The sequence below is a fragment of the Virgisporangium aurantiacum genome, assembly GCF_016863635.1.
Classification (GTDB): Bacteria; Actinomycetota; Actinomycetes; order Mycobacteriales; family Micromonosporaceae; genus Virgisporangium; species Virgisporangium aurantiacum.
In genome coordinates this window covers 265,967-291,498 of sequence record NZ_BOPG01000033.1, presented here as the reverse complement: position 1 = coordinate 291,498, position 25,532 = coordinate 265,967, and the positions used below count along the sequence as shown (strand labels likewise).

Genomic DNA, 25,532 nt, shown 5'->3' with positions numbered 1-25,532 from the left:
AGCGGCGCGACAGAGCGACTGGCAACCGTGCTACGTCTCCTCGAAGCCCCGCACGAGCGGCGACAGCCAGGCGAGTTCCTCCGCCCACGATTCCGGCTTCGCGACCGGTACCAGCACGAACTTCGTGATACCGGCCGAGACGTACCGCCGCACCAGGTCGGTGAACCCGTCGGCGCCGGTCGGCACCACGTCGCCGATCGGCGTGCCGGGGCTCACCCGGGCGATCCGCTCCACCACCGCCGGCGGGAGCGCGCCGGACCGCGCGTACAGCAGCACGGTGCCGAAGTGGTCGTCGTCGACGGTGCGGCCGTGCTTCGCGGCCGCCGCCTCGATCTGCTCCCGCGACCGACCCGCCTCGGAAGGGGACTGGAACGCACCGAGCCAGCCCTGCGACAGCCGGCCGGTGCGGTCGAGTTCCCGGGGGCCGCGGCCGCCGAGCCACACCTCCATCCGGCCCACCGGCTTCGGCCACAACGACAGGTCGCTCACCGGGAAGCGCGGCCCCTCGTGCGTCACATGGTCTTCCGACCAGAGCCGGCGCATCAACGGCACCGCCTCCTCGAACCACGCCGCGCGCTCGCCCCGCGAGACGCCGAACGCCGCGTGCTCGCGCGGGTCGGGCGTGCCGAGCCCGAACGCGGGCAGCAGCCGGCCGCCGCTGAGCGCGTCGACCGTGGCGAGTTCCTTGGCCAGCAGCACCGGGTTGCGGCCCGGCACCACCAGCACGCTGGTGCCGAACTTGAGCCGCCGGGTGCGGCCGGCCGCGAACGCGATCGCCGTCAACGGGTCGAGGGTGGGGCCGGTGGCCCGCTCCGAGATCCACAGCGAGTCGAACCGCAACTCTTCCAGCTTGTCGACCAGGGTCGCGAACGCGGCCGGCTCCCCCAGCACGTTCGACGTTCCCAGCCCGACCCCGAACCGGACCTTCATCCCCCAACCCTAGAGGCACGGGCGCGCAGGTAGCGCTGCTGCGGCTGGCTCATCGTGCGTTCGGCCGCCGCCTCGTAGGCCGCGCGGGCTCCGGCCGGGTCCCCGGCCCTCTCCAGCAGGTGGGCGCGGACGGCGAACACGCGGTGGTCCTCGGCGATCCGGGGGTCGCGCCGCAGATCGTCCACGAGCGAGAGGCCGGCGAGAGGGCCGTGCACCATCGCGACCGCCACCGCGTGGTTCAGCGACACCATCGGGTTGTCGTTGAGCTTCAGCAGCACCTCGTAGAGGGCGAGGATCTGGGGCCAGTCGGTCCCGTCGGCGCTCGGCGCCTCGTCGTGGACGGCGGCGATCGCGGCCTGCAACTGGTACGGGCCGGTGGTGCCGCGCGGCAGCGCCGCGGTGATCAGGGCGACGCCCTCGGCGATGTCGTCGGCGTTCCAGCGGGTGCGGTCCTGCTCGGCCATGGGGATCAGCGCGCCGTCGGGTGCGGTTCGGGCCGGCCGGCGGGCATCGGTGAGGAGCATCAGGGCGAGGAGGCCGGCGACCTCACCGTCGTCGGGAAGGAGGCGGTGGACGATCCGGGCCAGCCGGATCGCCTCGGCGCACAGGTCGGCGCGGTGCAGGTGCGGGCCGGCGGTGGTGCGGTAACCCTCGGTGAAGATCAGATAGAGGACGTGCAGCACCGCGGTGAGCCGCTCCTCGCCCGTCGGCATCCCGAACGGGATCCCGCTGGCGCGGATGCTCTGCTTGGCCCGGCTGATCCGCCGCGCCATCGTCGGCTCCGGCACCAGGAACGCCCGCGCGATCTCCGCGGTGGTCAGGCCGCCGACGGCGCGCAGGGTCAGGGCGATCTGGGACGCGGGTGCGAGCGCCGGGTGGCAGCACATGAACAGCAGGATCAGCGTGTCGTCGACGTCGGACACCACCGGCTGGTCGACCGGCAGCGCCCGGGACTCGCGACGCTGGCGGGCCTGCTCGCTGCGCAGCAGGTCGGTGAGCCGCCGCGACGCCACCCGGATCAGCCAGCCCAACGGGTTGTCGGGCACGCCCTCGACCGGCCACTGCCGGGTCGCGGCGAGCAGCGCCTCCTGCACGGCGTCCTCCGCCGTGTCGAAGTGGCCGAACCGCCGCACGACCGCGCCGAGGACCTGCGGCGCCAACCGGCGCAACAGGTCCTCGGACGGCAAGCCGGCCACGCTCAGATCAGCTCTTCGAAGCCCTCGGCCACCGGCCGGATGTCGACGTACTCACCCGGGTTGCCGGGGTTCACGAACCCCGCGGCGATCTCGGCGGCCCGGTCGTAGCTCGCGCACTCGACGATCGTGAACCCGGCGAGCACCTCCTGCGTCTCCGGGTACGGACCGTCGGTGATCACTGGCGCCCCGTTCTTCAACTGCACCCGGCGGGCGTGCACCGGCGCGGTGAGGCCGCGGCCGTCGACGAACTCGCCCGAGTCGACCAGCTTCTGGTTGTAGTCGCCCATGTACTGGTGCATGGCCGCCACCTCGTCGGGCGTCATCGGCTGCCCGGTGTAGCCCTCCGCGGGCGGTTTGCCGCCGAGCACGTCGTAGTCCTGCTGGGAGCCGTAGAGGAGGATCATGTACTTCATCGGTTTCTCCTTCGGTCGGGGCTGTCGAAGGAGACGTCGGAGCCCCACCGGTCGCCCGGACACGCTACCGCGAACATTTTCTGCCCCGTACATTCATCGGTTGGCATCTCTCTCCTGTCAAAGGTGGGAGTCCAGCGGTCGCCCGCTGGGTTTCCTGCTTCGCAGACGACTGCCCCATCCGGGAGGACTCCCGTTGAGGTCTGACACCGCCTCCACAGGCAATCACCGAAAGCCCTTCGGCGAGCAGATTGCGTGCCGCGTTCACATCACGGTCATGGACGACACCGCACCGGCAGATCCACGTGCGGACGCCCAGGGGCATCGTCTCGGCCAGCGTGCCGCAGGCCGAGCACAGCTTGGTGGACGGGAACCAGCGGTCGACGGCGACCACCGTGCGGCCGTACCAGTCTGCTTTGTACTCCAGCAGTTCGCGGAACTGTCGCCAGGCCACGTCGAAGATGGCCCGGGCAAGGCTGTGGTTCTTGACCAGGTTTGCCACGGTCAGGTCCTCGATCACGATCGTTTGGTTGTCACGAACGAGTCGAGTGGTCAGCTTGTGCAGGTGATCCCGACGCCGGTCGGCGATCCGCGCATGGATCCGGGCGACCTTGATCCGGGCCTTGGCCCGGTTGGCCCCGTCGCCTTTGACCTTGCGGGCAAGGCGACGCTGAGCGAGGGCGAGCCGGTCACGGTCACGGCGCTCGTGCCGCAGGTTGGCGACCTTCTCACCGGTGGACAAGGTCAACAGACTGTCCAGCCCGACATCGACACCTACTGCCGCGTTCGTGGCTGCGGCGTCCGGGATGGTGTCCTCACAGAGCAGGGACACGAACCAGCGTCCGGCCGCGTCCTGCGACACCGTGACCGTCGACGGCGAGGCCATCACGCCAACGGAAGGCGCTCCTGGTGTACTCCGCCGACCTCCGCGAACGCTTCCTGCTCTTGAACCTCGGATACCGGGCCCGCTTGGCGAAGAAACTCGTGAACGCCGTCTGCAAATGCCGCAGCACCTGTTGCAACGGCACCGCCGACACCTCGTTGAGGAAGGCCAGTTCCTCGGACTTCTTCCAGCCGGTCAGCATCGCGCTGGTGGCGTCGTAGGTGAGCCGTTCCCGCCGGACCGACCATGCTTCGGACCGCGCGGCCAGCGCGAGGTTGTAAACCTTGCGGACACAGCCAAAGGTGCGGGCGAGTACAGCCGCCTGCATATCGGTGGGATAGAAGCGAAACTTGAACGCCCGCTTCACCACCCTCCCCATATCAGACAAACTACCGGTACTGCTTTGCTACGCATTGAAGCCGCGCCAACTACCAAGGACCTCATTCCCCCCGCCGCCAAGGTGGCGATGACCACGAAAGGCATTCGATGACTTCGCTGGGGCTCGGCTGCGCGCAACTGGGAAACCTGTTCGTCGAGATCACCGACGAGCAGGGACGGTCCATAGTGGACGCGGCCTGGGACGCCGGTGTCCGGTTCTTCGACACCGCGCCGCACTACGGGCTCGGCCTGTCGGAGCGCAGGCTCGGCGCGGCCCTCGCCGGCCGGCCGCGCGGCGGGTACACGCTCTGCAGCAAGGTCGGGCGCGTGCTGGAGCCGACCGACGCGGGCGGGATGGACACCGACTTCCTGGTGCCCGCCACCCACAAGCGGGTCTGGGACTTCAGCCGCGACGGCGTCCGCCGCTCGATCGACGACAGCCTCGCCCGCCTCGGCCACGACCGCCTCGACATCGCGCTGATCCACGACGCGGAGGGCCACGCCGACGCCGCGATCGGCACGGCGTTCCCGGCCCTGGCCGAGCTGCGCGACGCGGGAGTGGTCGGCGCGATCGGCACCGGGTCCACCAACACCGCGTACCTGACCCGCTTCGTCCGCGAGTGCCGGCCCGACACCGTGCTGATCGCCGGCCGGTACACGCTGCTCGAACAGCCCGCGCTCGCCGAACTGCTGCCCGCGTGCGTCGAGGCCGGCACCAAGGTGATCATCGGCGGCGTCTTCAACAGCGGGCTGCTCGCGCACGACCACCCGCGCACCGGCCTGGCGTACGAGTACCACGCGGCGCCGGCCGACCTCGTCGCGCGGGCGCAGGCGATCGCCGACGTCTGCGCCCGGCACGGCAGCACCCTGCCGGCGGCCGCGATCGCCTACGCCGCCGGGCATCCGGCCGTGTCGACGGTGCTCGTCGGCGCCGAGACGCCCGAGCAGGTGCGCCGCAACGCCGACCTCTTCGCGGACGGGCCGCCGCCGGAGCTGTGGCCGGCGCTCGCGGCGGCCGGGCTGATCGCGCAGGTTCCGGCATGATCGCCGGAGCGAAGCGGAGGCGGGCATGCCGGAGGCTTTGGCTTTTCGCCCTCGGAGGCACAGCTTGAGTGCCGATTTTTCGGTGACGGTGGACGCGCACCAGCACCTATGGACGGTCGACGGCGGCTACACCTGGCTCGACGACGCCGGCCTGGAGCCCATCCGCCGCACGTTCACGCCGGCGATGCTGCAGGCCGAACTGAGCGCCGTCGGCGTGCGGCACACGGTGCTCGTGGAGGGCGGCCGGTGCGACCGCGCCGAGGCGGCCGACCTGCTCCGGCTCGCCGCCGAGACGCCGGAGATCGCCGGCGTGGTCGCGTGGCTCGACCCCGCGGCGGACGACGTCGCGGCGACGATCGCCGCGTACCGGGCGCTGCCCGGCGGCGACCGGCTGGTGGGCGTCCGCGCGCAGGTCCAAGCCGAAACCACCGACTACCTGGACCGCGCCGACGTGCGCCGCGGTCTCGCGGCCGTCGGCGCCGCCGGGTTGGCCTTCGATCTGGTGATCCGGGCCGACCAGCTCAGGTCGGCGGCCCGGGTGGCGCACGCGCTGCCGGCCGTGCGGTTCGTGCTCGACCACCTCGGCAAGCCGCCCATCAAGGCCGGCGACCTCGACGACTGGTCGGCCGCGCTCGCCGGGTACGCGGCGGCGCCGAACGCCTACGCGAAGCTCAGCGGGCTGGTCACCGAGGCCGACTGGAGCGGCTGGACGGTCGGCGACCTGCGCCCGTACGTGGGTGCGGCGCTGGCGGCCTTCGGCCCGGAGCGCCTGATGTTCGGCTCCGACTGGCCGGTGTGCCTGCTCGCCGCGACCTACGGCCAGGTGCACGCGGCGCTGCTCGAGGCGCTCGGGCCGGTGCCGGAGCAGGACGCGCGGGCGATCCTCGGCGCCACCGCCGTTCGGGCGTACGGCCTGCGCGTCGAGGGTGCCTGATCGACCGCGCTTTGCCGTGATCCTCGCGAGGCCGTAATCTGTCTGGGCATCGCTGCCACCCGGCTGATCGACTGGTGTCAGAAATGTGGAAACCGCTCACGGGGGAACGAGCAGGGGGGCTTCGGAGGCACCGGTGAGCGCAGCTCATCACCGCGGCGAGTCGGGTGGCGGCCCGATCGTTCGCAGGATGCAACTCGGCGGGCGCCTTCGCGCCCTGCGCGAGGTCCGCGGTGTTACCCGTGACGAGGCCGGGTGGACGATCCGCGGCTCCGAATCCAAGATCAGCCGGATGGAGCTGGGCCGGGTCGGCTTCAAGGAGCGCGACGTCGCCGACCTGCTCAAGCTGTACGGCGTCGAAGACCCCGTCGAGCTCGCCGAGATGCTGGCGCTGGCCCGCGCGGCGAACGCGCCCGGCTGGTGGTCGCAGTACTCCGACCTGTTGCCGCCGTGGTTCCAGAACTACCTCGGGCTGGAAGAGGCGGCGACGCTGATCCGCACGTACGAGGTGCAGTTCGTTCCCGGTCTGCTGCAGACCGAGGCGTACGCCCGCTCGGTGATCCTGCTCGGGCACAGCCAGAAGGACGCGCGGGAACTCGACCGCCGCGTCGAGTTGCGGATGGCCCGGAAGCGGATCCTCGGCATCCCCGACGCGCCCCGGCTGTGGGCGGTGATCGACGAGGCCGTGCTCCGGCGCCCGATCGGCGGCCGCGAGGTGCTCCGGGAACAGGTGGAGGAACTGCTCGAACTCACCGAGCACCCCAAGGTGCGGCTGCAGGTGATGCCGTTCTGGAGCGGCGGCCACGCCGCGGCCGGCGGCGCGTTCACGATCCTGCGGTTCCCGCTGCGCGACCTGCCCGACATGGTCTACATCGAGCAGCTGACGAGCGCCATCTACCTCGACAAGCAGGACGACGTCGACCGGTACCTGGCCGCGGTGGGCCGCCTGTTCATCGAGGCCGAACCGCCGGACCGGACGCCGGACATCCTGCGCGACGCCCTGAACCAGATCTAGACGGGCAGCAGGCGGAGAACCAGCGCGAGCGGTGGCCAGTCGGCCCGTCCCCGGCGGATCACCGCGTACGAGCGCAGGTCGACCTCGGGGGCGGCGAGCGGGAGCAGGGCGACGCCCGCCCGGGTCGGCTGGTCGGCCGGGAGCAGCCCCACGCCCAGGCCCGCGGCGATCAGGTCCTGGACGAGTTCGAGGCTGTCGATCCGATGGACGACCCGCGGCTCGAACCCCGCCATCGACCCGAGGATCCGGACGACCTGCTCGTCGGCGGTGTTGCGGGAGTTGACGATCCAGTCGTGGCTCCGGTAGTGGCCGAACACGGCCAGGCTGCCCCGCAGCGGCGGGTGGTCGGCCGGCACGCCGAGGCTCCACGCGGTCGACCACAGCGGGGTGTACTCCACGGTCCGGTCGAACGCGATCGGCGCCAGGTTGTAGTCGTAGGTGAGCGCGAGGTCGATGTCGTCGCTGGCCAGCAGGTCGATCATCTCGAGCGGTTCGTACTCGTTGATGTGCACCCGCACGTCCGGGTGCCGCACCGCGAGATCGGCCACGACCGGCAGCAGCGACCGGCGCACCGCCGTCGCGAACCCGGCGACGCGGAGCGTGCCGGCCGGCTCGGCGCCCGGGTCCAGGTCGAGCCGGGCCGCCTCGACCGCCGCCAGGATCGTCACCGCGTGCTCGGCGAGCCGGCGGCCGGCGGGGGTGAGCCGCACCAGCCGGCCGTCCGGCTCGACGAGCGGCGTGCCCGCCTCGCGGGCCAGGGCGGCGAGCTGCTGCGACACGGTGGAGGTGGTGATGTGCAACTCATCGGCGACGGCACGCATGGAGCCCAGCCGGGACAGTTCGAGCAGTAACCGCAGGCGGCGCACGTCCATCGGTCCATCATTCATGATTCATGAACGATCCGTCCACGAATGACACGTGGACGCGGACGATTCGTCACCGTCTAATGAATCTCATGACCACGACCTTGCCGTCACCGACCACCGGGACCACGACGTCCGCCCGCGCCGGCGCCTCCATGGCGATCGTCGCGATGCTCTGCGTGCAGCTCGGGCTCGCCGTTTCGGTGGGTCTGATCGACCGCATCGGTACCGGCGGCGCGGCCTGGCTGCGACTGGCGTGGGCCGGCGTGCTGCTGCTGATCCTGGTGCGGCCGCGGCCGTCGATGTTCAGCCGGCGGGGGCTGCTCGGGTCGGTGGCCCTCGGCGTCGTGACGGCCAGCGTGACGATGCTGTTCATGGCCGCCGTCGCGCGGCTGCCGCTGGGGACGGCGAGCGCGCTGGAGTTCCTCGGGCCGCTCGGGGTCGCGATCGCGCGCGGCACGGGTGGTCGCAAGGTGTGGCCGGCGCTGGCCGCGGTCGGCGTGCTGCTGCTCACCGAGCCGTGGCACGGCGGAGCCGACCTGGTCGGCATCGCGTGCGCGCTCGGCGCGGCGTGCTGCTGGGCCGGCTACATCCTGCTCACCCAGTTCGTCGGCGACGAGGTCAGCGGCGTGCGCGGGCTGGGCATCTCGATGCCGGTGGCCGGCCTGGTCGCGACCGCGGTGGCCGGCCCGTCGGCGATCGGACGGATGAGCTGGGACCTCCTGCTCATCGGCCTGGGGCTGGCGATCCTGCTGCCCGTGGTGCCGTTCCTGCTGGAGATGCTGGCGCTGCAACGGCTCACGACGTCGGCGTTCGGCACGCTGATGGCGCTGGAACCGGCGTTCGCGCTGGCGATCGGGCTGATCGCGCTGCACCAGGTGCCGGGCGTGGCCCCGGTGATCGGGGTGGCGTTCGTGGTGGCCGCCGGCATCGGCGCCGAACGCACCGGCGCCCGCAAGCCGGACGCCGAGCGGGCCGGCGTCCGCACGCCGTCCGCCGCCGTCCGCACGCCGTCCGCCGAACGCGCCGCCGTCCGCACGCCGGGCGCCGCCGTCCGCACGCCGGGCGCCGAGCGGGCCGGCGTCCCGAAGCCGGACGTCACCGGCGAAAGCGCTCAGATCTCCGGCTAGCCCGCCGAATGGTCCGTCACGGGACCGCCCGCCGACCGTCTTGGGCGAACCGGGGCGGGAGGGACGGATGGCCGGGAGCCGGGGCGGGCTGCCGCCGCGTCTCGCCACGGCCGGCCGTCTCCTCGGGCCCAGCCTGGAGGGGTTGAGCTTCCTCGGCGCCGGGTTCCTCCTGCACGCGCTCGGCCGGGCCGGGCCGGTGTTCTGGTTGGCGGTGCCGTTCATCGTGCTGGCCGCGGTGCTCGAACAACCGGCCGTGCAGCTCCGGCTGGCCGGCGGCGACCTGGCGCGGCGGCCGGTGCTGCGGCTCGCGCTCATGCTCGCGACGGTGACCGCGACCTTCTACCTGATCGGCTGGGGTCCGCTGCTGTCGTTCGCGTTCGTGGGCGTCACGGTGCTGCAGATGCGGGTGTCGGCCGCGCGCGTCTGGCGGCCGGCCCTGGCCGGCACGGTGCTCAGCCTCGCCGCGGGTCAGGCCGCGGTCGCGGCCGGGTGGGTGCACAGCTACCTGGATCCCGGGCTGGCCCAGGTGGCCGGCGCGTTCGGCGCCTTCGTGTCGGTGGCGCTGATCCGGATCATCGGCGTGCTCGCCGAGCAGCGCGAGGCCGCCGAGCGCGAGGTACGCGTCAGCGGCGAGCGGTTCCGCGCCCTCGTGCAGGACGCGTGTGACGTCATCGCGCTGATCGACACCCACGGGACGGTCAAGTACGTCAGCCCGGGCGTGCGAAACCTCATCGGCGTGGAGCCCGACGACCTGCTGGGCGGCCGGTTCCGCGAGTGGATCCTGCCGGCCGACCTGCCCGTGGCGCAGGCGAACCTGGCCGCGGCGCTGGCCGATCCGGGCGGCCAGCACCGGGTCGAGGTGCGGGTCCGGCACGCCGACGGCCAGCAGCGGTGGGTCGAGTCGACGGTGCGGAACCTCATCGACAACCCGGCCGTCGACGGGCTGGTGGCGAACCTCCGCGACATCACCGAGCGGCGCGCCGCCGTCGACCGGCTCAACTTCGACGCCAACCACGACGCGCTCACCGGGCTCGCCAACCGGGCCGCGTTCCTGCGCGAGTTGCACGAGGTGTTCGCCGCCGGCCCCACCGCCGTACTGTTCGTCGACCTGGACGGGCTGAAGGGCATCAACGACACCCTCGGCCACGGCGCCGGTGACGCGGCGATCATCGCCGCCGCCGGCATGCTGCAACGCAGCGTGCTCGGCTCTGATGTGTGTGGCCGCCCCGGCGGGGTCGCGGCCGTGCGCGGCCGCCCCGGCGGCGACGCGGCCGTGTGTGGTCGCCTCGGCGGCGACGAGTTCGGGATCATCCTGCCCGGCGTCGACACCATCGACCGGGCGGTGGCCGTCGCCGACCGCATCCTGATGGAGATGGACCGACCCGTCGGCTACGACGACCACCACACCCTGCGGGTCCGGGCGAGCATCGGCATCGCGGTGACCGACGACCGCTGCCCGGACGCGACCAGCCTCCTCAGCCGCGCCGACGCCGCGATGTACCGGGCAAAGCGCCGCGGCGCCCACTCGTACGAGGTCCACCTGACCAACGCCCCCGCCTGGCGCTGACGTCCCGGCCCGCCCGTCGATCTTGCAGTTGTGCTCACCGAAAAACAGGCGAATTCCGGCGAAAGGGCGGACACAACTGCAAGATCGACAACCGAGGGGCGTCCCCGGGCGACGATCTTGCAGTTGTGGTGCCGTGTTCGCCCGCGTTTGGCCCTGTTTATGAGCCACCACAACTGCAAGATCGACTCGTGGGGACGGGCGCCCGGTCACGGTGGGGGTGGGTTGCGGGGGGTGCTGGGGCGGGTGACCGCTCGGGTCAGCCGGGAGAGCCAGGGGCCGCCGCGGGACGGGTCTTCCGGTTCCGCGGGGACCGGTGCGGGGCGTGACCCGGGCAGTGCGGCGCCCCGGGCCACCACCAGGTCGGGCTGGTCGACGAGCACCGGCGCCACCCCGAACGCGCTGTGCAGCAACAGGGCGGCCAGCGGGATCCGGCTCGCGCCGCCGATCATGACGACCGCGGCCAGCCGGGTTGCCGGTGGGCCGGCGGCCACCAGCGCGGCCCGGGTGGCGGCCACGGTGCGTTCGAGGATCGGCCGGGCGATCGCCTCGACCTGCCGCCGGGTGAGCGGCACGGCGCTGTCGACCGGCACGGCGCCGTCGACCGGCACAGCGCCATCGAGCGGCGTGGCGCCGTCGGGCGGCACAGAGCCGTCGTGCGATTCGGCCCGGTCAAACTGCGGCAACTTCACGGTGGTCGCCGTTTCGCGGGACAGGCGTTCCTTGGCCGCGCGCACGCGGTCCCATAAGAGCCCGCCACCGGAGACCTCGCCCGTGAGGTGCGCGACGATCGCGGCGTCGATGTCCTGGCCGCCGGCGTCGGGCAGTTCCTCCGTGGCCAACTGGGTGAAGCCGTGCGGGGTTCGGCGGAGCACGGTCGCGTCGAAGGTGCCGGCGCCCAGGTCGTAGATCACGGTCGTGCGGCCGACCGGCACCGCGCACGGATGCACGGTGTTGATGAACCGGGCCGCGGCGATCGGTTCCGGCAGCAGCATCGGATCGGTGACGCCCAGCCGGCGGGCCGCCTCGACCAGCACCATCCGCCGGTCGGGGCCCCAGCTGGCGGGAAACGTGAGCACCACCCGGCCCGGGGTGTGCCCCACCTCGTCCAGCACCCGGCCGAGCACGGCGGCCACCAGTTCGTCGGCGGCGTAGTCGCGGTGTCCCAGGGGCACCGGCGCCGACGAGCCGATGTGGCGCTTCGGCGCGGGCTCGAAGGGGTGGGTGTCGGCGAGGTTCCGGGCGTCGCGACCGGTGGCCAGCCGCCCGTTCGACATCGCGCAGACCCCGGACGGCAGCAGCGGTTCGCCGTCGAACTCGACGGTGCGGGTGCTGCCGTCGGCCCGTCGCAGGACCGCGGCCGTGGTGGACGTGCCCAGGTCGATGGACAGGACATCGGTCAGAGCCACAGCCCAACCCCTCCGGGATCCGTGCAGGCGCTTGGTAACGGACACGTGGGCACGGACCAACCCGTTTCCCCACCGTCCAGTGAGAAATATCAAGTCGGCGACCGGGAGCCGGGGAGGGCCGGATCGCGTATCCCTACAAGGCCAAGCGGTAGGCGTTGGTGTCCCGGAGCTCGAACCCGAACGAGCGGTACAGCCGGTTGGCCGCCGCCCGCACGGGCCGCGACGTGAGATCCACATCCAAAGCGCCCGCCTCGCCGGCGAGCCGGGCCGCCTCCCGCAGCAGCGCCGCACCGGCACCCTGTCCGCGGGCCGCGCCGTCGACCACGACGTCTTCGATGACGGCCCGGAGCCGGGTGGGCGTCGGGAACGTCGCGAGCGTCAGCATGCCGACGATGCGGTCGCCGGCGCGGGCCACCAACAGCGAGACGCCGGGCGTGTCGACCAGCCGCCGCAGCGCCTCCTCGTCGGGCGGCGGCGCCGTGGAGAGCTGCGGAACGAGCCGGCCCACGGCGTCCACGAGCGAGGCGTCGACCGCATCGACGACCTCCACCGAAACCGTCATGCCGACTCGCCCGCGGCGGCGGTGCTCGACCGCACCACCAGGCTCGTCGACAGTTCGACCCGCAGCGTGTCGAGCTCCTCGCCGTTGATGAGCGTGAGCAGCATCCTGGTGCCCATGCCGGCCATCTCCAGCAGCGGCTGGCGCACCGTGGTCAGCGGCGGGATGCCCCAGCGCGCCTCCTCCAGGTCGTCGAAGCCGACGATGCTGATGTCGTCGGGCACCCGCAGGCCGCGCTCGTACAGCGCCTCGTAGGCGCCCAGCGCCATCTGGTCGGCGCACACGAAGATGGCCGTCGGCGGTTTGGCCTGGCTCAGCAGCACCTGCGTCTCGCGGTAGCCGGTCGGGCTGAGGAAGTCGCCGGTGCGCACGTATCCGGCCGGGATCTTCAGCCCGGCCGCGTTCATCGCGGCCCGGTACCCGTCGACGCGGGCGCGGCTGCACAGCACGTCGGTGGGCCCGCCGATCACCGCAACCCGCTTGTGCCCCAACCCGATCAGGTGCTCGGTGGCGGCGACCCCGCCGGCCCAGTTGGTGGCGCCGACCGACGGCACGCCGGGTGCCGGCGCCCCGGCCGGGTCGACGATGACCACCGGGATACCGAGCTCGTCGAGCTGCGCCTGCTGGGCCGACGACAGCTCGGAGAGAACCAGCAGCACGCCGTCCGAGCGGCGGGCCGCGAGTTGTTCGAGCCAGCGCCGGTCGGGCCGGGTGCGCTTGCGGCCGTGCACCGCGGAGACGACCACGCCGGTGTCGGCGCGGTGGGCCACCTCCTCGACCCCGGCCAGGATCTCCATCGCCCACGGGCTACCGAGGTCGATGAACACGAGGTCGATCAGCCCGACGCGGTCGCGCGTGCGCGCCCGGGGCGGGCTGTAGTTGCGGACGCGCAACACCTCTTCGACGCGCCGGCGGGTGGCCGGCGAAACATCGGGGCGACCGTTGACGACCTTCGACACCGTGGGTACCGATACTCCCGCGGCGGCCGCGACCTCGGCCATCGTGGCGCGGCGGTCGTTCATCTGGTGAGTCCTCCCGATTGCGCCTGATAACAAGGCGGAGTGTAACTCGAAACTTTCGCTACCTGATTCTTGGGACCTATCCCTTCGTCGCCCCGGACGTGAGTCCACCGATCAGGTGGCGCTCCGCGACCGCGTAGAACGCCAGCGACGGCACCATGGCGAGCACCACGTACGCCAGGATCCGGGCCGTGTCGGCCGCGTACTGACCCTGGAACTGCTGGACGCCCAACGGAAGCGTCCAGCTGTTGGAGTCGTTGAAAACCACCAGCGGCAACATGAAGTTGTTCCAGCTCGCCACCACCGCGAGCACCGAGACGGTGGCCAGCGCCGGCCGGGCCATCGGCAGCAGGATCCGCCAGAAGAACCCGAACGGCGTGCACCCGTCGATCGTCGCCGACTCCTCGATCTCGCCCGGTATCTCGCGGAAGAACCCGCGCAGGATGATGATCGTCACCGGAAGCCCGAACGCGACCTGCGGCAGGATGACGCCGAGCGGATTGTCGAGCAGGTCCATCTCGCGCAGCAGGATGTACAGCGGCAGGATCGCCACCGCGAACGGGAACATGAGCCCGATCGTGAACACCGTGAAGAGCAGTTCCCGGCCGCGGAACGAGAACCGGGCGAACACGAACGCGGCCAGCGCCGACACACCCACCACCAGAACCGTGGTGGCGACCGCGATCACGATGCTGTTCAGCATCGGCCGCCAGAACCCCGACGACGTCAGGATCTCCGTGTAGTTGACCCACACCCACGGCTTCGGCAGCCCGAACGGGTTGGTGGTCAGCTGCCCGTTGTCCTTGAAGCCGCCGAGCACGCCGAACAGCACCGGCACCACGATCGTCAGGCCGATGACGATCGAGGCGACATGCAGGGGGAGATGGCGCAGCCAGGCCCGGGGTCTGGCGCCGGGCCGCGCGTTTTTCTCTATGGGACGCGACGGAGCACTGCGTTCCTTCAGATCCGTCATCTGTGTCTCCGAAATCCCGGAAGAGATCTGCACGATGCCAGCTTCCGCTTCGCTCCAGCAGTCATCGTGCGGCTCCCATGACAGTCATCGCGCCCTCCATGTCGCGCCGCAGCACGAACCGCTGGTACAGCAGGGCGAACACCAGGCTGATGAGGAACATGGCCACGCTGATCGCGCTCGCGTAGCCGACCTCGAACCGGCGGAACCCGTGCTGGAACATGGTGACGGCCATCGTCTCCGAGGCGTGCACCGGCCCGCCGCCGGTGAGCACCCACACCATGTCGAACAGTTGGATCGTGCCGATGATCGACAGGAAGATGCTGATCCGGATCGTCGGACCCATCAGCGGCAGCGTGATGTGGCGGAACACCTGCCACGGCCCCGCGCCGTCGGTGCGCGCGGCGTCGTCGAGTTCCGGCGGGATGCTCTGCCGCGCCGCCAGGTAGAGGATCATGTGGAAGCCGAAGTACTTCCAGCTGATCACGAAGAACAGGGCAAAGAGGACCCGTGACGGGTCGCCGAGCCAGATCTGTCCCTCGATGCCCACCACGGCCAGCAGTTCGTTCACCAGGCCGCTGTTCGGCGACAGGATCATCGTGAACAGCACACCGGTGATGACCTCGCTCAGCACGTACGGGGCGAAGAACACCACCCGGTAGACGCTGCGCATCCGGATCTTCTGGTTCACCAGCAGCGCCAGGGCGAGCGAGAACGGGAGCTGCACCCCCACCGACAGCACGATGAGGATCAGCCCCCGTTCCAGGTCGCCGATGAACACCTCGTCGGACAGGAGGCGGGTGAAGTTCGCCAGGCCGATGAAGTTGGTGGGCAGCCCGCCGAACCCGTTCCACTTGAACAGGCTGGTGTAAATGCCCAGCACGATCGGACCGAGCACCAGGCCGACGAAGAGGACCAGTGCCGGCGCCATGAACAGCGCCAGCACGGCCCGATGACGGCGCATCCTCACTTGGCAGCCTTCGCGATGGCCTCCGCCACCTGTTGCGGACTCATCTGCTTGGCGACCAGTGCCGCCACGCTGTCGTTGACGGTCTGCCCGACCGCGGGCGGGTACGCCTGGTCGAGGTAGAGCTGGAAGCCGGTCGCCTTGGCGGCCGTCTCCTGCACCTTCTTGAGGTTGGGATCCTTCAGCGCGTCCTCCGCACCCTGGGTCACCGGCAGGATGCCGCCGCCCTCGACGGCCTTGCGCTGGCTCTCGGGTGTCAGCAGGAACTTCACGAAGTCCATTGTCTTCGACGGGGCGTTGCGCCCGACCGCGAACCCGTTGCCGCCACCGAACACCTCGTCGGGCTTGCCCTTGCCGCCGTCGAGCGCGGGGAACGGGAAGAACCCGAGCTTGTCGCCGATTCCCTTCTTGGTGGAGGAGTAGGCGGCCTGGGTCGGCGGCGCCCACTGGCCCATCAGCTCCATCGCCGCCTGGCCGTTACCCATGATCGCCGCCTGGCCGTCGTTCGCGGAGTACTTGGCGCCGAGGTGGCCGGGCTGGAACGGGTCGAGGTCGATGAGTTGCTTCATCTTCTCGCCCGCGGTGACGAAGTCGGGCCGGTCGAACGCGCCGGTCTTGGCGGCGTCGGCCATGCCGGCGACGCCGGCCTGCCGGATCGCGAGGTACGACCAGTAGAAGTGGGCCGGCCACTTCTCGCCGCCGGCCAGCGCGATCGGCACGACGCCGGCCGCCTTGATCTTCTTGACCACCTCCAGGAGCTCCGCCCAGGTGGTGGGCGGCGCGCTGATGTTCGCCTTCGCGAAAAGGTCCTTGTTGTACCAGAAGCCGACCATGCCGACGTCGAACGGGACGCCGTACTGCTTGCCGCCGATCTGGTACAGCTTCGAGCCGTTGTTCGAGATGGTCTTGAGCCAGTCGCCCTTGATCTCCTTCACCAGGCTGGCATCGACCTGCTGCTGCAGGACGCCACCGCCCCACGAGTGGAAGAGGTCCGGCGGGTTGCCGGCCTGGGTGGCGGGGAGAAGCTTGGCCTTGAAGGCCTCGTTCTCCAGCGGTGTGATCTCGACCTTGACGCCGGGGTTGGCGGTCTCGAACTCCTTCGCGAGGTTCGCCCAGATCGTGAGCATCGGGTCGGTGTTCGAGATGTGCCACCAGGTGATCGTCTGGTTGCCGCCGGTTTCGCCGCCCTCGTCGTCGTCGCCACAGGCGGCGAGCAACGGGGCACCGGCGGCCAGGCCGGCACCGAGGCCGGCGGCGCGGAGGAGTGATCGACGGGAGGCGCGGGAGTGGGTGGCCATGAGCGTCCCTTCCAGAGGGTGAGGGGCGACCTTGAAGTGGGTGGGGGGTGATCTTCTCGAAAGATTTCCGAAAGAAAGTAAATCGGTGTCGGGCACGTTACGACGCCGATGAGGGCTCGGTCAAGGCCTCCCGCACAGCGATACATGGCGCTACTGTGATGCCACGACCGATCGGTCACCGATAATTTTCGAAAGACCTGGAGGATTTATGATCCGGAATCCGGTGCTGCCGGGGTTCAACCCGGACCCGTCGATCCTTCGGGTGGGTGCCGACTACTACATCGCGACGTCGACGTTCGAGTGGTATCCCGGTGTGCGCGTGCACCATTCGACCGATCTGGTGAACTGGACCACGCTCGGCGGGGTGCTCACGGAGAAACGGTTGCTCGACCTCACGAACGCCGACGACTCCTGCGGCGTCTGGGCGCCCGACCTGTCCTATGTGGACGGTACGTGGTACCTGCTGTACACCGACGTGGCCAGCTTCGCCAGCGGCTACTGGGATCCGCAGAACTACCTCATCACCGCGCCCGACCTCGCCGGACCGTGGAGCGACCCGGTGGTGCTGCACGCCCGCGGCTTCGACTCGTCGCTGTACCACGAGGGCGAGTCCACCTGGATGCTCTCGATGACCGCCGACTGGCGGCCCGGCCGCAACCGGTTCGCCGGCATCCAGATCCAGCGCTTCGACCGCGAGACCCGCAGCCTGGTCGGCCCGGAACGCATGATCTTCGACGGCACCGCGGTCGGCGTCACCGAGGGCCCGCACATCTACCGGCGCGACGGGTGGTACTACCTCGTCACCGCCGAGGGTGGCACCAGCTGGGAGCACCAGATCACGGTGGCCCGGTCGCGGTCGTTGCTCGGTCCGTACGAGGTCGACCCGTCCGGCCCGATGCTCACCTCCTACGGGCGGCCGGAACTGGCGCTGCAGAAGGCCGGGCATGGCTGCCTGGTGTCCACACCGGACGGTCGCTGGTACCTGGCGCACCTCGTCGCCCGGCCGTACTCGCCGCTGGGCCCGTGCGTCCTCGGCCGGGAGACGGCCATCCAGGCCGTCGAGTGGCCGGAAGGCGGCTGGCCGCGGGTCGACGGCGGCGTACCCGCGGAGACCGTGCTTCCCCCGTCACCCGCCGAGGGTGCCCCGGAGACCAGCACCGACCACGACGACTTCGACGCCCCCGCGCTCGGCCCGGAGTGGTCGACGCTGCGCCGCCCCGCGACCCCCGACTGGGTCGACCTCGGCGCGCGGGAATCGCACCTGCGGGTCCACGGTGGACAGTCGCCGGTCGGCCGGCAGCGCCCGAGCCTCGTGGCCCGGCGGGTCACCGCGCGCACCTGCTCGTTCGAGACCGAGCTGGAGTTCGCGCCGGCCACCTACCGGCAACTCGCCGGCGTCGCCGCGTACTACAACACGCGGAACTGGCACTACGCCTACGTCACCGCCGACGACGACGGGCGCGCCGTGCTGGAGGTGCTCACCGCCGACTCGGGGCGGATCACGCAGCACCCCGAGTGCCGGGTCGACGTCGACGGCGTCGGGCGGTTGCGGCTGCGCGTCACGTTCGACGGGCCGGACCTGCGGTTCGCGTACGCCCTGCCGGCGGGCGAGTGGCAGGAACTGCCGGCGAAGCTCGACGCCACGATCCTGTCCGACGAGCACGCCGCCGTGATCGTCGACGGCGAACCGGAGGCGTGGGGCTTCACGGGCGCGTTCGTCGGCCTGTGGGTGCAGGACCTCGGCGCCGACGGCGGCTACGCCGACTTCGACTCGGCGACCTACCGGGTGACCTGACTACTCCTCCCAGACCGGCACGGGCGGCAGGCCCCGCTTCCGCCGGGCGGCGTCCATCATCTGCTGGATCAGCGGGGTCTTCGATCTGGTGTAGGAGTCACCGTCGAGGCCGGCGCCGGACAGGTCGCGCTTCAGTTGCGCGTAGCGGGCCAGATCCTCCGGGTTCTGCAGCAGGTGGTCGCGGAGGATCCGTTCGTTGCGCTCCGGCCAGGTGTCGGCCGGCACGACGTGGAAGTGGCAGGCGACCGGCCGGCCGTCGCGGCGGTAGAACAGGCGGCCCGGCATGCCGGTGTCGACCGCGCGGTAGCCGAGCGCCGTGAGGGCGGATTCGCGGTCGGTCACGTCGCGCAGGTCGCGCACCGCGGCCATCAGATCGATGACGGGCTTGGCGGCGAGCCCCGGCACGGCCGTGCTCCCGATGTGCTCGATCGCGACGACGGCGTCACCGAGCGCCAGTGTCACCTCGTCGGTAGCGGCAACCGCCAGCCCCGGCCACGCCGGGTCGTAGTCACGTACGTCGACTCCCACCGGAGCAACCTAGCGGATACCCGGGTACCCGCCAGGTTGCTCCGGCGGTGCGTCACGCGCAGGCGGTGAGCGTCACGGTCTGCGTGGAACCGGGCGGGATCGGGAAGCGGGTGGCGGTCTCGAACGTGGACTGGCGGTCGTACCAGCACGGGCCGGGCGCGCCCGGTATGGCCACCCTGATCTTCACCTGCTGCGGGGCCAGGCCGGCGATGGCGGAGGTCTGGCCGTTGAAGTCGGAGGTGACGGTGGCGAGCACGTCGCCCGAGCGGGCGTTGTACACGGTGACCGAGCCGTAGGTCGGCGTGCCGGTGGCGGCGTTCACCTGGCCGGCGAGCGTCGCACCGGGCAGCAGGCGGGCATTCTCGGTCGCCGTCCTGCCCGCACGCACCTTGACGTGGTCGGCGTCGATCCGGTTCGACGCGCCGCCCGACCACTGCAGCGCGTACGGCGCCGGCGCCGCGAACTCGACCGGCCACTGGTATGGGCCGAGGCCCCGGATCTCGTACCGGCCCTGCGCGTCGGTGCAGTTCGCGCCGCTGTCCGGCGCGGAGCCCCGCACCGTCGCGTACGGGTGGGCGCACACGCCGGCCACCGGCGTGCCGGTGCCCTTGGCGGTCACCTTGCCGGCGATGGTGCCGGGCCGGTCCATGCGGATCGGCGGCAGCACGACCGCCCCGTCGGCCGACGTGACGACCGTGCGGGCCCGGCGACGGTCGCCGGTGCCACCGGTCTCCCCCACCCACTGGGTGCCGTAGGAGTTGTCGGCGGTCGAGGCGAGCAGGTCGAACGTCGGCGCCAGGAACGGGCCCTCGATGCGCCACGCGAGCCGGCCGTCGGCTTCGCTGCAGGCGACCGGGTTGCCCTGTGACACCGGCGAGCCCGGCACGGCGGCGCGCACGCACACCCCGGCCAGCGGTGCGCCGGTCTTCGCGTCGACGGCGGAGGTCACCACCGACCGGGCCCCCTGCAACGGGACGGTCACCGCGGTGGTTTCTTCCGCCACGACGGTGACGCCCACGTACTTCGGCTGGTGGGTCACGTCGGGCCGCACCTCGACCGTCGTCTGGCCCGGCTGGACGTCCTCGATCCGGATCACGCCGGTGGTGGTGCAGACCGACGACGGCGCGCCGGGCGGCACCCTGGCGCAGCCACGGAGCACCGGCGCACCGGAGGTGGCGTCGACCATCGTCACCTCGACCGCGCCCGTCGGCCCGAAGTGGTCGTCGACCCGCACCGCGCCGCCGTCGGCGACGTCGTAGACGGTCGCCAGGGCCGCGTCGGTCTGACCCTGCGCCCAGCGGTACTCGTACGCACTGTGCCAGAACGAGAGCCGGTACCGGCCGGGTGGCACGGTGATGCTGTAGTTGCCGTTCGCGTCGGTGAAGCCGGGGATCCCGCTGTACATGGCGGTGCTCGGGTCGGGCACCGCGCGCACCTGCGCCCCCGCGAAGGCGGCCCCGCTCGCGGTGGTGATCTGCCCGCTGATGACGCCCGGCGCGTGGTACAGCCGGAAGTTGGCGGTGGTGGTCATGTACGACCACAGGAACAGCGCGTCCGCCGTCTCCGCGCTCGACTTGTTGTGCGCCCACTGGTCGGCGTAACCCGGCGCGGTCGCCTTCACCTTGTAGGGCGCCTGCGGCACGTCGAGCACCGAGTACCGGCCGTCGGCATCGGTACAGCCGCCGTCGATCACGGCGCCGGACTCACCGACCAGCGTGACGCACGCCGCCAACGGCGCGCCGGTGGTGGTGTCGACGACCGTGCCGGTCAGGCTGACGGCGGCCGCCGACGCCGGTGTCGCTCCCCCCGCCACGACCGCCACGACGGCGGCAACGGACGCGAGCACCCGTTTCACTGTCCACATTGAGATGTCCCCTCCCCCTCGAGTCGCGGTCAGGGTAGTGGGAAACCGCGCATTGATCTGTCTGTGATAAGTCAGGGCTCCACTACTTATCGTCAATGGGCTATTTTCCCTTGTAGATCGGTGGCTGCGGGGGGCGGCTCGGCCTGGTGGAGGTGCCGCATGCCCGGAAACCTGACCTTCAAGCTGCTCGGACCGCTCGCCGTCACGGTCGGCGACGAGGCGGTCGCGATCGGCGGACCGCGGACCCAGGCACTGCTCGCCGCGTTGTTGCTGGAGCGGGGCAGTGTCCTCACCATCGACCGGCTGGTCGGGGTGATCTGGGGAGACGCCGCGCCGGCCAGCGCCCGCGTGCAGGTGCAGAACCGGGTCGCCACGCTGCGCCGGCTGCTGCCCGACCCGTTCGGGGTGATCGAGACACAGGGTGGCGGCTACCGCATCCCGGCCGGCGGCTGGGAGGTGGACGTCGACGCGTTCGAACGCACGGTGCGCGACGCCGAGGAGCTGGTGACCGCCGGCGACGAGGAGGCCGCCGCGGCGCGGTTGGCGACGGCGCTCGGGTTGTGGCGGGGCGCGGCCCTCGACGGGCTCGACTCGCCGGTGCTCGCCGTGGCGGCCCGCAAGCTCGACGAGCGTCGCACGGCGATCCAACTGCGCTGGGCGGAGCTGGAGATCCGGCTCGGCCGGGCGCGCGCCGTGGTGGGCGAACTGACCGAGCTGGTCGCCCGGCACCCGTGGCACGAGCAGCTCGCCGGGCAGCTGATGACCGCCCTGTACCTGGCCGACCGGCCGCGCGAGGCGCTGCTCGTGTTCGACCAGTTGCGCGAACGGCTGTTGGACGAGCTGGGCCTCGACCCCGGTCCCAAGCTCGTGCAGCTCCGGGAGCGGATCCTGCGCAAAGAGGCTGTGGACAAGGAAGCGGTGGACAAGCCGCGCGACGAGCCGGTGCCGCGCCAGGTGCCCGGCGACGTGCCGGTGTTCGTCGGCCGGGCGGCGCTGCTCGACGAGCTGGACACCCTGCTCGACGGCACCGACACCATCGCGGCGATCGACGGGCCGGCCGGCATCGGCAAGACGACGCTCGCCGTGCACTGGGCGCACCGGGTCGCCGACCGGTTCCCGGACGGCCAGCTGTACGTCAACCTGCGCGGCTTCGATCCCGGGCAACCGGCCATGCCCGGCGCGGAGGCGCTGCGGGCGCTGCTGGAGTCGATGCGGGTGCCGGTGCCGCGGATCCCGGTCGGGCTGGACGCCCGGGTCGGGCTCTACCGCAGCCTCACCGCCGGCCGGCGGATGCTCGTGGTGCTCGACAACGCCCGCGACGCCGACCAGGTGCGGCCGCTGCTCCCCGCGTCCACCGGTTGCATTGCCGTGGTGACCAGCCGCAACCGCCTCTACGGCCTGGTGGCGAAGGAAGGCGCGCGGCTCTTCGCCCTCGACGCGTTGCCGGCCGCCGACGCGAAAAAGCTCTTCACGGGACGCGTCGGCGCCGACCGCGTGCGCGCCGAGCCGGAGGCGGCCGAGGCGATCGTCGCGCGCTGTGCCGGGCTCCCGCTGGCCCTCGCGGTGGTCGCGGCCCGCGTGGTGACGCGCAACGGGTTCCCGCTCGCCGCGTTGGCCGAGCAGCTCGACGAGGGGCTGGACGCGTTCGGGTTCGGCGGGCCGGACACCGACGTGCGGGCCGCGTTCTCGTGGTCGTACCGGGCGTTGCCGCCCACCGAGGCGCGGCTGTTCCGGTTGCTGGCGCTACATCCCGGTCCCGATTTCACCGCCGCCGCGGCCGCGAGCCTCGCGGGTGTCTCCGTGCCGGCGGCCCGGTCGCTGCTCACCGAGCTGACCCGCGCGACCATGGTGACCGAGCCGGTGCTGGGCCGGTTCGCGATCCACGACCTGCTCCGCGACTACGGCGCCGAACTGGGCACGACGCGCGACCCCGACACCGACCGCCGGGCCGCCGTCGAGCGGTTGCTGGACCACTACCTGCACGGCGCGCACGCCGCCGCGGTGCGGCTGAACCCGCACCGCGACCCGATCGCGATCGGCGCCCCCCGGCCGGGCACGATCACGGACGGGGTCGACCTGGAGGCCGACGGGCCGGCGCTGCTCGCGTCGGTGCGGCTCGCCGCGGGTCACGGATTCGACCGGCACGCGTGGCAGCTCGCCTGGACCGTCGCCGACCACCTCGACCGGCAGGGAAACTGGCCGGAACTGGCCGCCGCGCACGAGATCGCGGTCGCGGCGGCCCGCCGGCTCGCCGACCCGGTGGCGCTGGCGAACGCGCTCATCGGGCTGTCCCGGGCGTGCACCCGCACCGGCCGCTATCCCGACGCCGAGGAAAACCTGGCGCGGGCGCTGCGGCTGTTCGACGACCTCGGTGACGCGGCCGGGCAGGCCTACGTGCACCGGATCCTCGGCGGCATCTGCGACCTGCGCGGCGACGACGCCGAGGCGCTGCGGCACGACGAGCTCGCGCTCGAGCTGTACCGCCGGGCCGGGCGCCGCGCCGGGCAGGCCAGCGTGCTCAACTCGATCGGCTGGTCGCGGCTGAAGATCGGTGACCTCGACGAGGCGCTCTCCTACTGCGAGGAGTCGGTGACGCTGCACCGCGAGATCGGCAACCGGTACGGGCAGGCGTCGGCGCTGGACAGCCTCGGCTACGTGTACCACCACATCGGCGACCACGGGCGCGCGGTGCAGTGCTACGAACGGGCCAGCACGATGTTCCGCGACATGGGCGACCGCTACCACGAGGCGTACACGCTGGTGCACCTCGGCGACGCCCGGAACGCGACCGAATCCGACGGCGCGGCGGCCGACGCCTGGCGGGCGGCGCTGCGGATCCTCGACGAACTCGGCCATCCCGACGCGGTGTCGGTACGCGCGAAGCTCGCCTAGAGCCAGCCCGGCCGGACCAGGCCCGCCTCGTAGGCGAAGACGACGAGCTGCGCCCGGTCCCGCACGCCGAGCTTGACCATCGCGCGGGACACGTGGGTCTTCGCGGTGGCCGGGCTGACCACGAGCCGGCCCGCGATCTCCTCGTTGGACAGCCCGGCGCCGGCCAGCGCCACCACCTCGCGCTCGCGGTCGGTGAGTTCGGCCAGCCGGCGCGGCGGCACCGGGCTCGCTGTGCGCCTGGCGAACTGCTCGATGACGCGGCGGGTGACGCTGGGCGACAGCAGCCCGTCGCCGGCCGCCACCACCCGGATGCCGCGGATCAGCTCCGCCGGGACCGTGCTCTTGACGAGGAACCCGGCCGCGCCGGAGCGCAGCGCCTCGGCGACGTACTCGTCGAGTTCGAACGTGGTCAGCACGACGATCCGCACGCCGGCGAGGTCCGGGTCGCCGGCGATCTCGCGGGTCGCGACGAGACCGTCGACGCCCGGCATGCGGATGTCCATCAGGACCACGTCCGGACGCGTCTGCCGGGCCAGCCGGACGGCGTGCGCGCCGTCGTTTGCCTCGCCCACCACCTCGATGTCGGGCTCGGCGTCGAGCAGCGCGCGGAAGCCGGCGCGCACGAGCGTCTGGTCGTCGGCGAGCACCACCCGGATCGTCACGCGGTCGCCTCGGACATCGCTGCCGGCAGCGGGAACCGCGCGTCCACGCGCCAGCCGCCGGTGTCGGTCCGGCGCGCGTCCACCGTGCCGCCGAGCGCGGTGGTGCGCTCGCGCATCCCGGTGATCCCGTTGCCGTCCACCGGTTCCGTCGCCGGCACGGGCCGGCCGCCACCGTCGTCGTCGACCCGCACGGTCAGCGCCTGCGGCCCGTAGTCGACCAGGATCGTGGCGGTCGCGCCGCTTCCGGCATGCCTGCGCACGTTCGTCAACGCCTCCTGCACGATCCGGTACACCGCGCGGCCGATCTCGGCCGGTACCGGCCGCTCGTCACCGGAAACCGTTGTGTGCACCGGGATGCCGGCGTCGACGGTGAGGTCGTCGAGGCGGTCGAGACCCGGCGCCGGCTCGCGCGGCGCGGCCTGGCCGCTCGGATACAGGACGGTGAGCACCGACTGCACCTCGCGCAGCGCCTCGGCACTCGTCTGCTGGATCGCGTCGAGCGCCGCCTGTGCCTGCTCCGGTTGCCGGCCCATCAGGTGCAGGCCCACACCGGCCCGCACGTTGATCAGCGACAGGTGGTGACCGAGCACGTCGTGCAGTTCCTGGGCGATGCGCAGCCGTTCGTCGCTGGCCTGCCGGCGCTGCCGCTCCTCGTGCAGGCGCCGCTGCTCCGTCATCATCTGCCCGGCCAGGCCGCCCATCATGACCAGGACCTGCAGCAGGATCCCGGCCCCCAGCAGCCACGCGGCCAGCGTGAGTGCGGCGCCGCCGCGCACACCGTCCACCAGAACGACCGCGCCGAACGACGCGGCCGCGACCGCCCAGGCCGCCAGCGAGCGGCCCTCGGCGAAGCAGGCGCCGGCGGCGAACACCGCCGCGAGGACCGTGGTGACGCCGACCGGATTGCCGAGCAGGTGATAGGTGACGGTCAACGCGGCCACGACCACGGCGGTGACCCGCGGCAGGCGGTGCCGGTCGGACAGGGCGAGCCCGCTGACCACCAGGAGCGCGTAGCCGACGACGCCCGGCCCGGATCCGCCACGGCTCGCGATCGCGGTGCCGACCGCCTGCACCAGCGCGATCAGGACCGCGACACCGGGGCCCGAGGGCCCGCGTGCCGACGTCATGCCCGAACGATAGCGAACCCGGCCGCCGGAACTCCCTACTCCCGCGGGAGCAGATCGACGGGCGGCACTACCACCACGGGAGCAGTCGGATTGACGCC

General features: G+C 71.9%; 23 protein-coding genes. 7 read left to right on the top strand and 16 right to left on the bottom strand.

Annotated features, from left to right (window positions below; all coding sequences use genetic code 11):
* Positions 1 to 30 precede the first annotated feature (30 nt).
* From Vau01_RS26965 to Vau01_RS26945, 5 genes are all read right to left on the bottom strand, one after another.
* Entirely contained in the window at positions 31 to 930 is a 900-nt protein-coding gene (locus Vau01_RS26965; protein ID WP_203997801.1) for an LLM class flavin-dependent oxidoreductase, read from the bottom strand.
* The gene (locus Vau01_RS26960; RefSeq protein ID WP_203997798.1) at positions 927 to 2,126 is read right to left on the bottom strand and encodes an RNA polymerase sigma factor; all 1,200 of its coding nucleotides are present in this window, start codon (positions 2,124 to 2,126) and stop codon (positions 927 to 929) included. Before Vau01_RS26960 ends, Vau01_RS26965 begins: the two co-directional genes overlap by 4 nt.
* 2 nt (positions 2,127 to 2,128) lie before the next feature.
* Positions 2,129 to 2,539: a YciI family protein gene (locus Vau01_RS26955; protein ID WP_203997796.1), complete on the bottom strand. Its 411-nt coding sequence runs from the start codon at positions 2,537 to 2,539 to the stop codon at positions 2,129 to 2,131.
* A gap of 64 nt (positions 2,540 to 2,603) precedes the next feature.
* Positions 2,604 to 3,422, bottom strand: coding sequence for an RNA-guided endonuclease TnpB family protein (locus Vau01_RS26950; RefSeq protein ID WP_203997793.1), 819 nt, complete (start codon positions 3,420 to 3,422; stop codon positions 2,604 to 2,606).
* A complete protein-coding gene (locus tag Vau01_RS26945) occupies positions 3,352 to 3,786 on the bottom strand; it encodes a helix-turn-helix domain-containing protein (RefSeq protein WP_203997790.1) in 435 nt (144 codons plus the stop codon). The genes Vau01_RS26950 and Vau01_RS26945 overlap by 71 nt, the downstream gene beginning before the upstream one ends.
* Before the next feature lie 119 nt (positions 3,787 to 3,905).
* On the opposite strand from Vau01_RS26945, the gene Vau01_RS26940 reads away from it, so the two are divergent.
* From Vau01_RS26940 to Vau01_RS26930, 3 genes are all read left to right on the top strand, one after another.
* Positions 3,906 to 4,841, top strand: a complete 936-nt coding sequence (locus Vau01_RS26940; RefSeq protein ID WP_203997787.1) for an aldo/keto reductase — start codon at positions 3,906 to 3,908, stop codon at positions 4,839 to 4,841.
* A 64-nt stretch (positions 4,842 to 4,905) separates the two neighbouring features.
* On the top strand, positions 4,906 to 5,775 hold the full coding sequence (locus Vau01_RS26935) for an amidohydrolase family protein (RefSeq protein WP_239151868.1): 870 nt from the start codon (positions 4,906 to 4,908) through the stop codon (positions 5,773 to 5,775).
* Between the two features lie 133 nt (positions 5,776 to 5,908).
* Entirely contained in the window at positions 5,909 to 6,787 is an 879-nt protein-coding gene (locus Vau01_RS26930; protein WP_373320318.1) for a Sco1979 family transcriptional regulator, read from the top strand.
* Here Vau01_RS26930 and Vau01_RS26925 read toward each other — a convergent pair.
* The gene (locus Vau01_RS26925; protein WP_203997782.1) at positions 6,784 to 7,659 is read right to left on the bottom strand and encodes a LysR family transcriptional regulator; all 876 of its coding nucleotides are present in this window, start codon (positions 7,657 to 7,659) and stop codon (positions 6,784 to 6,786) included. The two genes, Vau01_RS26930 and Vau01_RS26925, sit on opposite strands and share 4 nt — an antisense overlap.
* 83 nt (positions 7,660 to 7,742) lie before the next feature.
* On the opposite strand from Vau01_RS26925, the gene Vau01_RS26920 reads away from it, so the two are divergent.
* Together Vau01_RS26920 and Vau01_RS26915 are read left to right on the top strand one after the other, a co-directional pair.
* Positions 7,743 to 8,780: an EamA family transporter gene (locus Vau01_RS26920; RefSeq protein WP_203997779.1), complete on the top strand. Its 1,038-nt coding sequence runs from the start codon at positions 7,743 to 7,745 to the stop codon at positions 8,778 to 8,780.
* A gap of 67 nt (positions 8,781 to 8,847) precedes the next feature.
* Entirely contained in the window at positions 8,848 to 10,347 is a 1,500-nt protein-coding gene (locus Vau01_RS26915) for a diguanylate cyclase domain-containing protein (RefSeq protein WP_203997776.1), read from the top strand.
* A 206-nt stretch (positions 10,348 to 10,553) separates the two neighbouring features.
* Here Vau01_RS26915 and Vau01_RS26910 read toward each other — a convergent pair whose 3' ends face one another.
* The 6 genes from Vau01_RS26910 to Vau01_RS26885 all read right to left on the bottom strand — a co-directional run bounded on the left by Vau01_RS26910 (position 10,554) and on the right by Vau01_RS26885 (position 16,566).
* Positions 10,554 to 11,753, bottom strand: a complete 1,200-nt coding sequence (locus Vau01_RS26910) for an Hsp70 family protein (protein WP_203997761.1) — start codon at positions 11,751 to 11,753, stop codon at positions 10,554 to 10,556.
* Positions 11,754 to 11,886: 133 nt separating this feature from the next.
* A complete protein-coding gene (locus Vau01_RS26905) occupies positions 11,887 to 12,315 on the bottom strand; it encodes a GNAT family N-acetyltransferase (RefSeq protein ID WP_203997758.1) in 429 nt (142 codons plus the stop codon).
* Complete coding sequence (locus tag Vau01_RS26900; RefSeq protein WP_203997754.1) at positions 12,312 to 13,334, bottom strand: LacI family DNA-binding transcriptional regulator; 1,023 nt, start codon at positions 13,332 to 13,334, stop codon at positions 12,312 to 12,314. Before Vau01_RS26900 ends, Vau01_RS26905 begins: the two co-directional genes overlap by 4 nt.
* 76 nt (positions 13,335 to 13,410) lie before the next feature.
* A complete protein-coding gene (locus Vau01_RS26895; RefSeq protein ID WP_203997751.1) occupies positions 13,411 to 14,304 on the bottom strand; it encodes a carbohydrate ABC transporter permease in 894 nt (297 codons plus the stop codon).
* A 61-nt stretch (positions 14,305 to 14,365) separates the two neighbouring features.
* Positions 14,366 to 15,265, bottom strand: a complete 900-nt coding sequence (locus tag Vau01_RS26890) for a carbohydrate ABC transporter permease (protein WP_203997748.1) — start codon at positions 15,263 to 15,265, stop codon at positions 14,366 to 14,368.
* Between the two features lie 2 nt (positions 15,266 to 15,267).
* Positions 15,268 to 16,566 (bottom strand): extracellular solute-binding protein, encoded by a 1,299-nt coding sequence (locus Vau01_RS26885; protein ID WP_203997745.1) that lies wholly within the window; start codon positions 16,564 to 16,566, stop codon positions 15,268 to 15,270.
* A 208-nt stretch (positions 16,567 to 16,774) separates the two neighbouring features.
* On the opposite strand from Vau01_RS26885, the gene Vau01_RS26880 reads away from it, so the two are divergent.
* Positions 16,775 to 18,361: a glycoside hydrolase family 43 protein gene (locus tag Vau01_RS26880; RefSeq protein WP_203997742.1), complete on the top strand. Its 1,587-nt coding sequence runs from the start codon at positions 16,775 to 16,777 to the stop codon at positions 18,359 to 18,361.
* On the opposite strand, the gene Vau01_RS26875 is transcribed toward Vau01_RS26880, so the two are convergent.
* Both Vau01_RS26875 and Vau01_RS26870 read right to left on the bottom strand, forming a co-directional pair.
* Entirely contained in the window at positions 18,362 to 18,889 is a 528-nt protein-coding gene (locus tag Vau01_RS26875) for a GrpB family protein (RefSeq protein WP_203997739.1), read from the bottom strand. It abuts the gene before it with no gap.
* A gap of 52 nt (positions 18,890 to 18,941) precedes the next feature.
* Positions 18,942 to 20,735 carry a carboxypeptidase-like regulatory domain-containing protein gene (locus Vau01_RS26870; protein WP_203997736.1) on the bottom strand — a complete coding sequence of 598 codons (1,794 nt, stop codon included), beginning with the start codon at positions 20,733 to 20,735 and terminating at the stop codon, positions 18,942 to 18,944.
* Between the two features lie 177 nt (positions 20,736 to 20,912).
* On the opposite strand from Vau01_RS26870, the gene Vau01_RS26865 reads away from it, so the two are divergent.
* Complete coding sequence (locus Vau01_RS26865; protein WP_203997733.1) at positions 20,913 to 23,645, top strand: AfsR/SARP family transcriptional regulator; 2,733 nt, start codon at positions 20,913 to 20,915, stop codon at positions 23,643 to 23,645.
* On the opposite strand, the gene Vau01_RS26860 is transcribed toward Vau01_RS26865, so the two are convergent.
* Together Vau01_RS26860 and Vau01_RS26855 are read right to left on the bottom strand one after the other, a co-directional pair.
* Positions 23,642 to 24,307: a response regulator transcription factor gene (locus tag Vau01_RS26860; protein ID WP_203997731.1), complete on the bottom strand. Its 666-nt coding sequence runs from the start codon at positions 24,305 to 24,307 to the stop codon at positions 23,642 to 23,644. The two genes, Vau01_RS26865 and Vau01_RS26860, sit on opposite strands and share 4 nt — an antisense overlap.
* Positions 24,304 to 25,434, bottom strand: coding sequence for a sensor histidine kinase (locus Vau01_RS26855; RefSeq protein WP_203997728.1), 1,131 nt, complete (start codon positions 25,432 to 25,434; stop codon positions 24,304 to 24,306). Before Vau01_RS26855 ends, Vau01_RS26860 begins: the two co-directional genes overlap by 4 nt.
* Positions 25,435 to 25,532: the final 98 nt, after the last annotated feature.

Excerpts from the sequence above, each read along its gene's own strand:
- Vau01_RS26950 (WP_203997793.1), bottom strand. The coding sequence starts at position 3,422 with ATGGCCTCGCCGTCGACGGTCACGGTGTCGCAGGACGCGGCCGGACGC.
- Vau01_RS26855 (WP_203997728.1), bottom strand. The coding sequence starts at position 25,434 with ATGACGTCGGCACGCGGGCCCTCGGGCCCCGGTGTCGCGGTCCTGATC.
- Vau01_RS26940 (WP_203997787.1), top strand. The coding sequence starts at position 3,906 with ATGACTTCGCTGGGGCTCGGCTGCGCGCAACTGGGAAACCTGTTCGTC.
- Vau01_RS26880 (WP_203997742.1), top strand. The coding sequence starts at position 16,775 with ATGATCCGGAATCCGGTGCTGCCGGGGTTCAACCCGGACCCGTCGATC.
- Vau01_RS26920 (WP_203997779.1), top strand. The coding sequence starts at position 7,743 with ATGACCACGACCTTGCCGTCACCGACCACCGGGACCACGACGTCCGCC.
- Vau01_RS26890 (WP_203997748.1), bottom strand. The coding sequence starts at position 15,265 with ATGCGCCGTCATCGGGCCGTGCTGGCGCTGTTCATGGCGCCGGCACTG.
- Vau01_RS26865 (WP_203997733.1), top strand. The coding sequence starts at position 20,913 with ATGCCCGGAAACCTGACCTTCAAGCTGCTCGGACCGCTCGCCGTCACG.
- Vau01_RS26925 (WP_203997782.1), bottom strand. The coding sequence starts at position 7,659 with ATGGACGTGCGCCGCCTGCGGTTACTGCTCGAACTGTCCCGGCTGGGC.
- Vau01_RS26900 (WP_203997754.1), bottom strand. The coding sequence starts at position 13,334 with ATGAACGACCGCCGCGCCACGATGGCCGAGGTCGCGGCCGCCGCGGGA.
- Vau01_RS26955 (WP_203997796.1), bottom strand. The coding sequence starts at position 2,539 with ATGAAGTACATGATCCTCCTCTACGGCTCCCAGCAGGACTACGACGTG.
- Vau01_RS26905 (WP_203997758.1), bottom strand. The coding sequence starts at position 12,315 with ATGACGGTTTCGGTGGAGGTCGTCGATGCGGTCGACGCCTCGCTCGTG.
- Vau01_RS26885 (WP_203997745.1), bottom strand. The coding sequence starts at position 16,566 with ATGGCCACCCACTCCCGCGCCTCCCGTCGATCACTCCTCCGCGCCGCC.
- Vau01_RS26895 (WP_203997751.1), bottom strand. The coding sequence starts at position 14,304 with ATGACGGATCTGAAGGAACGCAGTGCTCCGTCGCGTCCCATAGAGAAA.
- Vau01_RS26965 (WP_203997801.1), bottom strand. The coding sequence starts at position 930 with ATGAAGGTCCGGTTCGGGGTCGGGCTGGGAACGTCGAACGTGCTGGGG.
- Vau01_RS26915 (WP_203997776.1), top strand. The coding sequence starts at position 8,848 with ATGGCCGGGAGCCGGGGCGGGCTGCCGCCGCGTCTCGCCACGGCCGGC.